This is a genomic window from Streptomyces sp. NPDC098781, from assembly GCF_044759995.1.
Classification (GTDB): Bacteria; Actinomycetota; Actinomycetes; order Streptomycetales; family Streptomycetaceae; genus Streptomyces.
In genome coordinates this window covers 789,261-802,388 of record NZ_JBIWAK010000002.1, presented here as the reverse complement: position 1 = coordinate 802,388, position 13,128 = coordinate 789,261, and the positions used below count along the sequence as shown (strand labels likewise).

12 protein-coding genes are annotated in these 13,128 nt (G+C 69.9%); 5 read left to right on the top strand and 7 right to left on the bottom strand.

The genetic code is table 11. The features are described from left to right. The first annotated feature begins 133 nt into the window (after nucleotides 1–133). On the top strand, nucleotides 134–1,108 hold the full coding sequence (locus tag ACIQWG_RS09650; protein ID WP_404093530.1) for an MMPL family transporter: 975 nt from the start codon (nucleotides 134–136) through the stop codon (nucleotides 1,106–1,108). Nucleotides 1,109–1,115: 7 nt separating this feature from the next. Here ACIQWG_RS09650 and ACIQWG_RS09645 read toward each other — a convergent pair whose 3' ends face one another. After that, complete coding sequence (locus ACIQWG_RS09645) at nucleotides 1,116–1,931, bottom strand: serine hydrolase domain-containing protein (RefSeq protein WP_404092545.1); 816 nt, start codon at nucleotides 1,929–1,931, stop codon at nucleotides 1,116–1,118. 19 nt (nucleotides 1,932–1,950) lie between these two features. After that, a complete protein-coding gene (locus ACIQWG_RS09640; protein ID WP_404092543.1) occupies nucleotides 1,951–2,421 on the bottom strand; it encodes a GNAT family N-acetyltransferase in 471 nt (156 codons plus the stop codon). A gap of 97 nt (nucleotides 2,422–2,518) precedes the next feature. Here ACIQWG_RS09640 and ACIQWG_RS09635 point away from each other — a divergent pair, with 97 nt between their 5' ends. Both ACIQWG_RS09635 and ACIQWG_RS09630 read left to right on the top strand, forming a co-directional pair. Then, nucleotides 2,519–2,992: a MerR family transcriptional regulator gene (locus ACIQWG_RS09635; protein WP_404092540.1), complete on the top strand. Its 474-nt coding sequence runs from the start codon at nucleotides 2,519–2,521 to the stop codon at nucleotides 2,990–2,992. Beyond that, nucleotides 2,989–4,002, top strand: coding sequence for an aldo/keto reductase (locus ACIQWG_RS09630; protein WP_404092538.1), 1,014 nt, complete (start codon nucleotides 2,989–2,991; stop codon nucleotides 4,000–4,002). Before ACIQWG_RS09635 ends, ACIQWG_RS09630 begins: the two co-directional genes overlap by 4 nt. Nucleotides 4,003–4,228: 226 nt before the next feature. Here ACIQWG_RS09630 and ACIQWG_RS09625 read toward each other — a convergent pair whose 3' ends face one another. The 3 genes from ACIQWG_RS09625 to ACIQWG_RS09615 all read right to left on the bottom strand — a co-directional run bounded on the left by ACIQWG_RS09625 (nucleotide 4,229) and on the right by ACIQWG_RS09615 (nucleotide 7,084). Then, nucleotides 4,229–5,089 carry a DUF4429 domain-containing protein gene (locus ACIQWG_RS09625; protein WP_404093527.1) on the bottom strand — a complete coding sequence of 287 codons (861 nt, stop codon included), beginning with the start codon at nucleotides 5,087–5,089 and terminating at the stop codon, nucleotides 4,229–4,231. Nucleotides 5,090–5,146: 57 nt separating this feature from the next. Next, nucleotides 5,147–6,364: an alpha/beta hydrolase gene (locus ACIQWG_RS09620; protein WP_404092536.1), complete on the bottom strand. Its 1,218-nt coding sequence runs from the start codon at nucleotides 6,362–6,364 to the stop codon at nucleotides 5,147–5,149. 93 nt (nucleotides 6,365–6,457) lie between these two features. Further along, complete coding sequence (locus ACIQWG_RS09615) at nucleotides 6,458–7,084, bottom strand: TetR family transcriptional regulator (protein ID WP_404092534.1); 627 nt, start codon at nucleotides 7,082–7,084, stop codon at nucleotides 6,458–6,460. Nucleotides 7,085–7,150: 66 nt separating this feature from the next. Between ACIQWG_RS09615 and ACIQWG_RS09610 the strand changes: the two genes are divergently transcribed. Together ACIQWG_RS09610 and ACIQWG_RS09605 are read left to right on the top strand one after the other, a co-directional pair. Further along, nucleotides 7,151–8,770, top strand: a complete 1,620-nt coding sequence (locus ACIQWG_RS09610) for an MFS transporter (protein WP_404092531.1) — start codon at nucleotides 7,151–7,153, stop codon at nucleotides 8,768–8,770. Between the two features lie 202 nt (nucleotides 8,771–8,972). Continuing rightward, nucleotides 8,973–9,275 (top strand): small hydrophobic protein, encoded by a 303-nt coding sequence (locus ACIQWG_RS09605; protein WP_404092529.1) that lies wholly within the window; start codon nucleotides 8,973–8,975, stop codon nucleotides 9,273–9,275. A 112-nt stretch (nucleotides 9,276–9,387) separates the two neighbouring features. On the opposite strand, the gene ACIQWG_RS09600 is transcribed toward ACIQWG_RS09605, so the two are convergent. Next, entirely contained in the window at nucleotides 9,388–10,140 is a 753-nt protein-coding gene (locus tag ACIQWG_RS09600; RefSeq protein ID WP_404092528.1) for a potassium channel family protein, read from the bottom strand. 87 nt (nucleotides 10,141–10,227) lie between these two features. Further along, the gene (gene aceE, locus ACIQWG_RS09595) at nucleotides 10,228–12,975 is read right to left on the bottom strand and encodes a pyruvate dehydrogenase (acetyl-transferring), homodimeric type (protein ID WP_404092525.1); all 2,748 of its coding nucleotides are present in this window, start codon (nucleotides 12,973–12,975) and stop codon (nucleotides 10,228–10,230) included. Nucleotides 12,976–13,128 lie beyond the last annotated feature (153 nt).

Below are 13,128 nucleotides of genomic sequence, written 5' to 3'. Positions count from 1 at the left end.
TCCGTGGCGGTATCTGTCCGCCGGCGTGGTCACCGTCGCGGTGCTGGCCATCCCGGTCTTCACGATCCAGCTCGGCCACATCGGCGACGGCGCCGACCCCACGTCCTTCACCGACCGGCGGGCCTTCGACCTGATGACGGACGCCTTCGGCGCGGGCTCCAACGGGCCGCTCACCGTCGTCGTGGACCAGACGAACGTACCGCAGTCGCAGCGCTCCGACCTGGCCTCGAAGACCCAGCAGGCGCTGAACGACGCGTCCGGGACCGCCTTCGTCAGCCCGTTGCAGCCGACGCAGGACGGCGACGTGCTGGTCGGCACGGTCTACTCGTCGGTGTCCCCGCAGAACAAGGACACCACCGACCTCGTCAACCGCCTCTACGACCACACGCTCCCCGACGCGGCCTCCGGCACCGACGCCAAGGGCTATGTCACCGGGACCACGGCCGCCCAGGTCGACTTCCGCGACATCGTCGCGCAGCGGCTGCCGCTGATCATCCTCGTCGTGGTCGCACTGGCCTTCCTGATCGTCCTGGCGGTCTTCCGCGGCCTGCTGGTCGCCGTGAAGGCGGCCGTCCTCAACGTCCTGTCGATCGCGGCCTCGTACGGCGTGGTCGTCGCCGTCTTCCAGTGGGGCTGGGGCGGACCCGCGCTGGGCGTGCACGGCAAGGTGCCCATCGAGAGCTATGTGCCGATGATGATGTTCGCGATCATCTTTGGCCTGAGCATGGACTACGAGATCTTCCTGCTGTCCCGGGTGCACGAGGCGTGGCTGCGCACCGGGAACGCGAAGGACTCGGTCGCCCACGCGCTGGAGATCACCGCACGCGTGATCACCTGCGCGGCACTGATCATGGTGAGCGTCTTCGCGGCCTTCATCATCAGCGACAACATCGTCGTCAAGATGCTGGGCCTGGGCCTCGCGGTCAGTGTGCTCATCGACGCCACGGTGGTGCGGCTGCTCATGGTGCCCGCCGTGATGACCCTGTTGGGCGAGCGTGCCTGGTGGACGCCGCGTTGGCTGGACAGGATCCTGCCGCACATCGACACCGAGGGCGCCGGCGAGGAGCTCGGCGCGCCGGCGGAGCCGGGGGTGCCCCGGGGCAAGTGACCCGCGGCTACAGCCGGGCGAGCACTGCGTCCGTGAAGGCCGGCCACGCCTCGACGGCCCATGGCCCGAACGCCCGGTCGGTCAGGGCGACGCAGGCCGCGCGGGCGTCGGGGTCGGTCCACAGGAACGTACCCGACTGGCCGAAGTGCCCGAAGGTGCGCGGCGAGGACGCCGAGCCCGTCCAGTGCGGGGACTTGCCGTCGCGGATCTCGAAGCCGAGCCCCCAGTCGTTCGGGTTCTGGTGTCCGTACCCCGGCAGCACGCCCTTCGTCCCCGGGTACTGCACGGTCATCGCGGCGGCGACCGTGCGCGGGTCCAGCAGCCGGGGTGCCTGCACCTCCGCCGCGAACCGCAGCAGGTCCTGGACCGTCGACACCCCGTCCTTCGCCGGCGAGCCCTCCAGCGACGTGGCCGTCATGCCCAGCGGCTCCAGCACGGCCTGCCGCAGATACTCCGCGAACGGGATCTCCGTCGCCTTGGCCACATGGTCGCCGAGCTGCTCGAACCCGGCGTTGGAGTACAGCCGCCGCTCCCCGGGCGGGGCGGTCACCCGGTGCTCGTCGAAGGCCAGTCCCGAGGTGTGCGCGAGCAGATGCCGTACCGTCGAGCCCTCCGGCCCGGCCGGCTCGTCCAGCTCGACCGCGCCCTCCTCATAGGCGACGAGCACGGCGTAGGCGGCCAGCGGCTTGGTGACCGAGGCGAGCGGGAAGCGGTGCGTGACGGGGCCGTGCGTGCCCAGGACCGTGCCGTCCGCCCGTACGACACCGGCGGCGGCGGTGGGGACGGGCCAGTTCTCGATCAGTGCGAGGCTGCTCAGCGACATGCCGTCGAGCCTATGTCGCTCACAAGTACAGCCGCATCGAGGGGTCCGTGTCCCGGGTGAAGCCGAGGGCCGTGTACATCGGCTCGGCGTCGGGGGACGCGGTGAGCATGACGTGACTGGCACCCCGCTCGCGGCACCAGGCCAGCAGCTCCTCCATGCACGCGCGCGCGTACCCGCGGCGCCGGGCGTCCGGGTCTGTGGCGACGCTGAAGACGTACCCGATCATCCCGTGCGGATGGCCGGCCCGCCCGATCCGGTACTCCAGCGTGCCCGCCACCAGCGCGGCGAGCGTCCCCGGCCGCTCGGGGTGATCGACGACGAACGCCGCGAAGTCGCTCCCGGGCTCGGCGAGCCTGGCCCGCAGCGTCGGCAGCGACTCCCGGTGCCACTCCGTCGAGCCTGCCGTCTCGGCCAGCGAGTCGATCATCACTTGACGCAGCCGCAGCACTTCGGCGGCGTCCTCGGGCAGGGCACGGCGTACGAGACTCATGCCCGGCACGCTAGCCACGGCGATCACGTCGTGTCCCGCGATTTTCTTACCGTTTCCGCTTGCTTGGAGCGCACTCCAAGGTCATAGCGTTGAGGGCATGACGGTGATGGAGACCACGAGCACCAGGACCGACAGCTGTGCCGCCCCGCCGCATCCCCACCGGCGGCCGGAAGGCCAGGACAGTTACACGATCAGCGAGGTCGTCGCCTTCACCGGCCTGACGGCCCACACCCTGCGCTGGTACGAGCGGATCGGCCTGATGCCGCACATCGACCGCTCGCACACCGGCCAGCGCCGCTACAGCAACCGCGACCTGGACTGGCTCGACCTCGTCGGCAAGCTCCGGCTGACCGGTATGCCGGTCGCCGACATGGTCCGGTACGCCGAGCTGGTGCGCGAGGGCGACCACACCTTCGGTGACCGCTTCGAGCTGCTGGAGGCGACCCGCCGCGACGTCCTCGCGCGGATCGCCGAGCTCCAGGACACGCTGGCGGTGCTCGACCGGAAGATCAGTTTCTACGCGGACGCCGGGCGTCTGTACGAGCGGGAGAAGGCGGAGCAGGCCGGATGACGGACAGCAGGATCACGACCGCACGACTGGGCGCCGCCGGACCCGAGGTCGGCGTCCAGGGCCTGGGCTGCATGGGCATGAGCTTCGGGTACGGCCCCTCGGACGCGGACGCGTCCAGGGCGACCCTGGAGCGGGCCCTGGAGCTGGGCGTCACGCTGTACGACACGGCCGACGCCTACGGCGCGGGCGAGAACGAGAGGTTCCTCGCCCCGTTCTTCCGGGCGCACCGCGACGAGGTCGTCGTTGCCAGCAAGTTCGGACTGGCGATCCACCCGGACGACCCGACGAAGCGGATCATCCGCAACGACACCCCCTACATCCGCCAGTGCGTCGAGGCGAGCCTCAAGCGCCTGGACGTCGAGGCGATCGACCTCTACTACATGCACCGCCGGGACGTGAACGTCCCCATCGAGGAGACCGCCGGCGTCATGGCCGAGCTGGTCCGTGAGGGCAAGGTCAGGCACCTGGGCCTGAGCGAGGTGACGGCACGCGAACTGCGGGACGCCCACGCCGTCCACCCGATCGCGGCCGTGCAGTCGGAGTGGTCCCTGTTCAGCCGTGACATCGAGGCGAACGTGGTCCCGGCGGCCCGCGACCTGGGCGTCACCCTGGTCCCGTACTCCCCGCTGGGCCGAGGCTTCCTCACCGGTTCCTTCGCCAGGGCCGAGGACCTGACGAGCGACGACTTCCGCCGCCAGCAGCCCCGCTACCGGGGCGAGAACGCGGAGGCGAACGCGGCCCTGCTGGACCCGATCCGTGAGGTGGCCGAGTCCCACGGGGCGACGCTCGGTCAGATCGCGCTGGCGTGGGTGCAGCAGCGGGCATCGGTGCACCACCTGCCGATCGTCCCGATCCCGGGCACGCGCCGGCCCTCGCGGGTGGAGGAGAACGTGGCGGCGACGCGGATCGTGCTGAGCGAGGACGAACTGGCGCTGCTGGAGCCGATCGCGGGGAAGGTGTCCGGCACCCGCTACGCGGACATGTCCTTGGCCTCCGCGGGCAGGGAGTGACGGCGGCCGGCTTTCGCGGGCGAGCGGGGTCCGACCGGCCCTAGGACCTGTCGTTTGGATCATGCCGGCGTCGCGGGGTCTGGCACGCACATCTGCCGCGTTGTCGTCACTCGCCGACGCTCTGCGTCGACTCCCTCCTCCGCCTTGCAGCTGCACGCACCAGACCCCGCTCGGGTCGACCGAGAGGCGCAGTCCCTCTCAGCCGGCCTGATCCAAACGACAGGCCCTAGAGCTCCGCCAGCAACTCCGCCTTCTTGGACGAGAACTCCTCGTCCGTCACCAGCCCCGCCTCGTGCAGCTCCCCGAGATGACGGATCCGCTCCGCGATGTCGGCCGGGTCGCGCCTCGGCGCGCCGGCCGGCACCGCGGCGACCGGCCCGCTCCTGCGCACGGCGCAGAGCACGGCCGCGGCGAACGGCAACGACTCGTGCACCGGCCCGTACCCGAGCCCGAACACCACGGACGCCGGATCCACATCCGGCTGCGCGGGCTGCGTGTCGGCGGAGTCCCGCCGCACCAGCCGTAGATGCCCCTCGAACACCTCGGGTGACCGCCACTCGACACCACTGAGCTCGGCCACCGGAAAGCTCTGGTCCCCGGCCTTCCACTTCGCCGAGGACGCACCGGTCCAAAACCATCTAAAACGGACGGTGTTGCCGTCGAAGGAGGCCTTCGCGTCATACGCCTTGAACTGCAACGGCACATCCGGGGCGCTCACAAGGAAGTCCTCGGACGGCCCCGACTCCGTCAACAGCGCCCGCAGCTCGTCGGCGTAGTACTCGGCCAGCGTCTCGCGCTCCGCGGGCAGCACCAGCCGGTACGGATCGCCGCCCTCCTTCAGCTGCCCGGCCGCCGCGTCCATCAGCGGATCCGCACCGGGCCGCAGTTCGAGGCGCAGGACGACGGTCCCGCGCTTGCCCTGCGTCAGCGACACCCCGGCGATCGCCGCCAACGGGATGCGGCGCTCCCCGAGAGCCTGGAAGAGCTTGGGTGGTCGAATCCCCCGTTCGTAACGGATGAGCACGGAGTCGGACTCGAACTCCCAGGCGGCATGAAAACCGGCCAGTACGTCACCCATGCGGCTCATCGTATGCGGCACGTGCTCCTCCGTCGCCATCCCGCGCACCCCGCAATTCCTACGCTTCTACGCGCGTCCGGCCGACGAGCCGTCGGACAAATCCGCCCGGCAGCCCTCGGTATCGTCAGCACACCGCACCGACTCGTACGCGCCGACCCCGATCTCGGCGAAGTTCGCCACGCTGTCCGTGCCCGGTTCGAAGTAGCCGCCGTGCCCCTTCGCCTCCCGCGCCGAGAGCACCCGCGCCCCGAACACCGACGACACCGGGTCCTCGCCGTGACCCAGCCCGCCGAGCTCCAGGTGCGGCACGTCCTGCACCCAGTCGTCCGCGTCCCGCATCGCCCACACATGCGCGGAGGTGCGCAGGTGGGAGGCCTTCGCCACGCGCATTCCGGGGCTGCCGGCCACCGCGATGTCGGCCACCCGCTCCGGCAGCCGGGGCGCGGCCAGACCGCACAGCACCGAGCCGTAGCTGTGGCAGAACAGGGAGACCGGCGCGCCGCCGGGCAGGGCCCGCACCAGCTTGTTCAGCCGTACGGCGCCGTTCGCGGCCCGCAACCCGGTCGCCGAGTCGATGCCGAGCCCCTTCGGCGAGGTGTAGTCGGCCCAGGCGATCACGGCCGTACGCGTCGAGGGCCCGGCCTCGCGCTCCGCCGCGTACAGCGACTGGGCCATGCCGACCGGCGCCGAGTACTTGCGGCTGGTGCGCTGGAAGGTGAGCAGGTCGGTGTCGACGCCGGGGACGACGACCGAGATCCGCTGGGCCCTGGTCAGATCTCCGAACACCTCGGCGGCCCGCCCCGAGCCCTCCGGGTCGAAGGCGAGGATGTGCCGGTCCGGGTGCATCATCGCCTCGAAGCGATGCATCCGGCGGCCCGCCTCACGCTGCCCGTCGGGGGTGAGCCCGCTGTCGTGCATGCGTTTGCGCTCGACCTCGCGTGCCTCGTCGAGGGCGATGCGGTTGGCGCGGTAGCGCAGCTCGACCGGGGCGCCGTTCATGTTGCCGACCGCGAGCGAGTAGCGGTGGGCGAGGGAGCTGCGCTGGTGTTCGCTGAGCGTGGCGAAGAACCGGGCGAGCCGTGCGGGGGAGGAGTCGGCGGCCGGCAGCCGGTGTCCGGCGATGCTGCCGCGCTCCCAGGCGCTGACGGATGCCTGGAGCGGTGCGGCGGCGCGGTGGTGACGCAGGGCGGTCCAGCCGGTGGTCGCCAGCATCACGAACACCACGGCCAGCGCGAGCAGCGCGCGCCACACGTTCAATTGCGGGGAGGTGTCGAAGGAAGTCACTGGGAGGACACACTAGGAGAACGAGAGGGTCTCGCGTTAACCAAGTGACAGGTATCACGTTTCGATCACGACGGTGCGAACACGTCGATGACCTCAGTGTGTTCGCCAGCTCTCGCTGAGTGCGGGGCCCACCTGCTCGAGATACGAGACCGTCAGTGCCCGCATCGCGTCGAGGCTGAAGTCCTCCCCGGTGCTCCACTGACGCTCCGTCAGCCGCATCACACCGCCGAACACCGCCACCGCGAGGCGCGGTCGGGGATCGGTGTCCAGATCGACTCCCTCGCGCTCGGCGAGGATGCGCGCGATGGTCTCCTCGATCTCCACGGACTTGCGCAGATGTGCGGCGAGCAGCACCGGCGTCGACTCGACCACCTGGTACATGCGCAGATACAGCTCGACCGGTACGACGGACTCGATCACGTCGTTCAGCGTGTCCCAGCCCTCCAGCACGGCCTGGCGCAGCGCCTCCATCGGCGCCTCGTGCCGTGGGCGCCCGCGCACCGTCTCCACGAAGTGCGCCACCGTCATGTCCTCGACCGCGAGCGCGGCCTCCTCCTTGCCGGCGAAGTAGCGGAAGAAGGTGCGCTGCGAGACGTCGACCGCCTCGGCGATGTCGTCGACGGTGGTGCGCTCATAGCCCTGGGTGGTGAAGAGCTCCAGCGCGGTTCGCAGCAGCGCGTCCCGGGTGCGCTGTTTCTTGCGTTCGCGCAGTGTTTCCATACGTGTCAGTTACCGACTTGTGAATTGGTTTGTCAATTGTCAGCGGCTGTCATTAGCCTCGGAAGTATGACTAGTCAGACCACCATCGACAAGACGGGGTCGGGGGGCGGCGCGCCGGTAGTCCCGTCGGACGCGACACCGGCCAAGGGGCTGCGCGGCCATCCTTGGTTCACCCTCATCACCGTCGCGGTCGGGGTCATGATGGTGGCCCTCGACGGCACCATCGTGGCCATCGCCAACCCGGCCATCCAGAAGGATCTCGGCGCCACCTTCGCCGAGGTCCAGTGGATCACCAACGGCTACTTCCTCGCTCTCGCGGTCTCCCTCATCACCGCCGGCAAGCTCGGCGACCGGTTCGGGCACCGCCAGACCTTCCTGATCGGCGTGATCGGCTTCGCCGCCGCCTCCGGTGCGATCGGCCTGTCCAGCAGCATCGGCGCCGTCGTCACCTTCCGCGTCTTCCAGGGCCTGTTCGGCGCGCTGCTGATGCCGGCCGCGCTCGGCCTGCTGCGCGCGACCTTCCCGGCCGAGAAGCTCAACATGGCCATCGGCATCTGGGGCATGGTCATCGGCGCCTCGACCGCCGGCGGCCCGATCCTCGGCGGTGTCCTCGTCGAGCACGTCAACTGGCAGTCGGTGTTCTTCATCAACGTGCCGGTCGGCATCCTCGCCGTCGTCCTCGGCGTGCTGATCCTGCTCGACCACCGCGCCGAGAACGCCCCGCGCTCCTTCGACATCCTGGGCATCGCCCTGCTGTCGGCGGCGATGTTCTGCCTGGTCTGGGCCCTGATCAAGGCCCCGGAGTGGGGTTGGGGCGACGGCAAGACCTGGGCGTTCATCGCCGCCTCGGTGATCGGCTTCGTACTCTTCGCCTTCTGGGAGACGAAGGTCAGGGAGCCGCTGATCCCGCTGGCCCTGTTCCGCTCGGTCCCGCTGTCCGCGGGTGTCGTCCTGATGGTCCTGATGGCCATCGCGTTCATGGGCGGCCTCTTCTTCGTGACGTTCTACCTCCAGAACGTCCACGGCATGAGCCCGATCGACGCCGGCCTGCACCTGCTGCCGCTCACCGGCATGATGATCGTCGGCTCCCCGCTCGCGGGCGCGATGATCACCAAGTTCGGTCCGCGGGTCCCGCTGGCCGGCGGCATGGCGCTCACCGCGATCGCCATGTACGGCATGTCCACGCTCGCCACGGACACCGGCAGCGGCATCATGTCGGTCTGGTTCGCCCTGCTCGGCCTCGGCCTCGCACCGGTCATGGTCGGCGCCACCGAGGTCATCGTCGGCAACGCGCCGATGGAGCTGTCCGGTGTGGCCGGCGGTCTCCAGCAGGCCGCGATGCAGATCGGCGGCAGCCTCGGTACGGCCGTCCTGGGCGCCGTCATGGCCTCCAAGGTCGACAGCGACCTCGCCGGCAACTGGGCGGACGCCGGGCTCCCGGCGCTGACCCCGGCCCAGGAGGCCCAGGCCTCCGAGGCGGTCCAGGTCGGTGTGCCGCCGGTGGCGCCGGGCACCCCGGACGCCATCGCCGCGAAGATCACGAACGTGGCGCACGACACGTTCATCTCGGGCATGTCCCTCGCGTCGCTCGTCGCCGCGGGCGTGGCTCTCGTGGCCGTCGCGGTCGCGTTCCTCACCAAGCGGGGCGAGAACGCGGAAGCGGGCGCGGGAGCGGCGCACATCTGACGGGACACCGGGCGGAGTTCGCCTATCAGGGTGACTCCGCCGAAGATCCTTCCCCTCCGGCAGACGCGCAGGTCACAGTGGGTCAAGCCAGGGCCTGTGGCGCGCTGCCGGAGGGGGTCAGCGCGCCCCGGGCCCGACGCGCAGGCATGAGTCGCGCACCGTGGGTACTCGCCAAGTCGAACGCCGAATGAGGGAGTTGACGATGGCGGGCTTCTCACACGGAACGCGCAGGCACCCCCGTTCACGTGGCCGGACGTGGTCCCGGAGCGGGCCGGACAGCGCGACACTGGGGATCATCGGAGCCATCTGCGCGGTCGCCGGTTTCTTCGTACTGGGCATCATCCTCGGCCCGGTGGCGATCTTCTGCGGTTGGCTGTCCATGGGCCGTACCTGGTCCGGAGCCCGCCACGCCCCGGCGTTGATCGCCGTGGTGCTGGGCGCGATCGACACGCTGCTGGCCCTCATCTGGCTGGCGGGGGCGACGCCTGGCGCGGGCCTGTTGTAGCGCGGAGGCTCGGGGGCGGGGGTGCGCCGACGGCCGCGAGTGTGTCGTGGCCGGTCGCGCACCTCCCCGCGTCCCTGAGGGCGGCACGTTCACATCGGCCGCGCAACACCGGCTAACGAGGCTGTCGTTCGCCGGCCTCAGTGCTCTGCGACAGCGAAGCGACCTCTGCCCGCAGCGCCCGGACCTCCTCCGTGAGGACCCGTATCGCCTCGGTCTGGCGTCGCTCCTCCACGTCGTCCATCTCGAACCGGGATATGAACCAGGCGGCGATGTTCGCGGTCACCACACCCAGCAGGGCGATCCCGGACAGCATCAGTCCCACCGCGAGCATCCGCCCCACCCCGGTGGTCGGCGCGTGGTCGCCGTACCCCACGGTCGTCATGGTCGTGAACGACCACCACACCGCGTCACCCAGCGTCTTGATGTTCCCGTTCGGCGAGTCCCGTTCGACGGACAGCACCGCCAGCGAGCCGAACATCATCAGCCCCACCACGGCGCCCGCGACATAGGTCGTGAGCCGTATCTGGGACGCCATCCGCGCCCGCTGCCCGACCAGCAGCAGCGTCGAGACCAGTCGCAGCAGCCGCAGCGGCTGTATCAACGGCAGCAGCACCGCGCCCAGATCCAGCCAGTGCGACCGCACGAAGTCCCAGCGCCGCTCGGCGAGGGCGAGCCGGACCAGGTAGTCCAGCGCGAACGCCCCCCACACCACCCACTCCACCGCGAGGCACACGTCCACCACTCGGCGGCTCGCGTCGGGCCGGACGATCGGCACCGCATAGGCCACGGCGAACGCCATGGCCAGACCGAACAGGGGCCGTTGGGTGTGCCGTTCCCAACGCAGTTGCGCCACCGCTTGCTTCATGCGCGCATCGTAGGAAATGTGAAGGGGCGGTGTAGCCCGCAGGTCACCCACGGGCACACCACCCCTTCGAGCGGTTGACGGACGGCGCTACGCGTCGCCGCCCGCGGCACCCGGGTCCGCCGCCGACACATCGAGCAGCTGGTAGTGGTCGATCGCCTGCTTCAGCACCGACCGGTCCACCTTCCCCTCCTTGGCCAGTTCGGTCAGCACCGCCACCACGATCGACTGCGCGTCGATGTGGAAGAACCGGCGGGCCGCGCCACGGGTGTCCGCGAAGCCGAAGCCGTCGGCGCCCAGCGACTGGTACGTCCCCGGCACCCAGCGCGCGATCTGGTCCGGCACCGACCGCATCCAGTCGGAGACGGCCACGAACGGCCCCTCGGCCCCGCTGAGCTTGCGCGTCACATACGGCACCCGCTGCTCCTCCTCCGGGTGCAGCAGGTTGTGCTCCTCGCACTCGACGGCCTCGCGCCGCAGCTCGTTCCAGGAGGTCGCCGACCAGACGTCCGCCTTGACGTTCCACTCCTCGGCGAGGATCTTCTGCGCCTCGACCGCCCAGGGGACGGCCACGCCGGACGCGATGATCTGCGCCGGGATGGACCCGGACGGGCCCTCGCCGAGCCGGTGGACGCCCTTGAGGATGCCCTCGACGTCGACGTTCTCCGGTTCGGCCGGGTGCTGGATCGGCTCGTTGTAGACGGTGAGGTAGTAGAAGACGTCCTCGCCGTGCGGGTGCTCGGCGTCACCGCCGTACATCCGGCGCAGTCCGTCCTGCACGATGTGCGCGATCTCGTACGAGTACGCCGGGTCGTAGGCCACACAGCCCGGGTTCGTCGAGGCGAGCAGCTGCGAGTGGCCGTCCGCGTGCTGGAGGCCCTCACCGGTCAGGGTCGTACGGCCGGCGGTCGCGCCCAGTACGAAACCGCGCGCCAGCTGGTCCGACATCTGCCAGAACTGGTCGCCCGTGCGCTGGAAACCGAACATCGAGTAGAAGACGTACACCGGGATCAGCGGCTCGCCGTGCGTGGCGTACGCCGAACCCGCCGCGATCAGCGAGGCCGTGCAGCCCGCCTCGGAGATGCCGTCGTGCAGCATCTGGCCCTGCGGGGACTCCTTGTAGGCGAGCAGCAGATCGCGGTCGACCGCCTCGTACTGCTGGCCGAGCGGGTTGTAGATCTTCGCGCTCGGGAAGAACGAGTCCATGCCGAAGGTGCGGTACTCGTCCGGCGCGATCAGTACGAAGCGGCGGCCGATCTCCTTGTCCCGCATCAGGTCCTTGAGGAGCCGGACAAAGGCCATGGTCGTCGCGATGGACTGGTGGCCCGAGCCCTTCTTCACGGTCGCGTACGTCTTGTCGTCCGGCAGCGCCAGCGGCTGGGAGCGCACCACCCGCGTCGGGACGTAACCGCCGAGCCCCTTGCGGCGGTCGTGCATGTACTGGATCTCCTCGGAGTCGCGCCCCGGGTGGTAGTACGGCGGGAGCCCGCTCTCCAGGTCCTTGTCGGCGATCGGCAGGTGCAGCCGGTCGCGGAAGCGCTTGAGGTCGTCGACCGTCAGCTTCTTCATCTGGTGCGTGGCGTTGCGGCCCTCGAAGTTGGGACCGAGCGTCCAGCCCTTGATCGTCTTGGCGAGGATCACCGTCGGCTGGCCCTTGTGCGCCTTGGCCGCCGAGAACGCCGCGAAGATCTTCTTGTGGTCGTGACCGCCGCGGCCCAGGTGCAGGATCTGGTCGTCGGTCATGCCCTCGACCATCGCGCGCAGCCGCTGGTCGTCGCCGAAGAAGTGGTCGCGGATGTAGGCGCCGGTCTCGGTGGCGTACGTCTGGAACTGGCCGTCCGGCGTGGTGTTCATCCGGTTGACCAGCAGACCGTCGCGGTCCTGTGCGAGCAGCGGGTCCCAGGTGCGGTCCCAGATCAGCTTGACCACGTTCCAGCCGGCGCCGCGGAAGATCGACTCCAGCTCCTGGATGACCTTGCCGTTGCCCCGCACCGGTCCGTCCAGGCGCTGGAGGTTGCAGTTGACCACGAAGGTCAGGTTGTCCAGGCCCTCGCGCGCGGCGATGGACAGCTGGCCGAGCGACTCCGGCTCGTCCATCTCGCCGTCGCCGAGGAACGCCCACACATGCGACTTGGAGGTGTCCGCGATACCGCGCGCCTCCATGTAGCGGTTCATCCGCGCCTGGAAGATCGCGCCGATCGGGCCGAGGCCCATCGACACGGTTGGGAACTCCCAGAAGTCCGGCATCAGCCGCGGGTGCGGGTAGCTCGACAGGCCGTACGGCGCCTTCGACTTCTCCTGGCGGAACCCGTCCAGGTTCTGCTCGCTGAGGCGGTCCAGCAGGAACGCGCGCGCGTAGATGCCCGGGGAGGCGTGGCCCTGGAAGAAGACCTGGTCGCCGCCGTCGCCCTCCTCCTTGCCGCGGAAGAAGTGGTTGAAGCCCACGTCGTAGAGGGAGGCGGAGGAGGCGAAGGTGGCGATGTGGCCGCCGACGCCGATGCCGGGGCGCTGGGCCCTGGACACCATCACCGCGGCGTTCCACCGGGTGGCGTTGAGGATCTTGCGCTCGATCTCCTCGTTGCCCGGGAAGAACGGCTCGTCCTTGGTGGCGATCGTGTTGACGTAGTCCGTGCTGCGCATCTCGGGCACGGCCACGCGCTTCTCGCGGGCCCGCTCGATCAGCCGCAGCATCAGATAGCGGGCCCGCTCCCGGCCGCGCTCGTCCACCGCGGCGTCGAGGGAGTCGAGCCACTCCTGGGTTTCCTCGGGATCGAAGTCAGGAACCTGACTCGGAAGGCCGCCAATGATGATCGGGTTGCGATCGGATCCGGAAGCCACGCTGTTCCTTACCTGTCAGAGGGCCGTGTTTCTGAGTGTCTGCACCGCTCCCCATCGTGTACCTCAGGGGGCCAAACGTCATCTCTACTGCTAGGTAATCGGGTGCTTGGAGAACGGCGGAGCGCTCATGGTGGTTCCCAAACGCACAAAGGG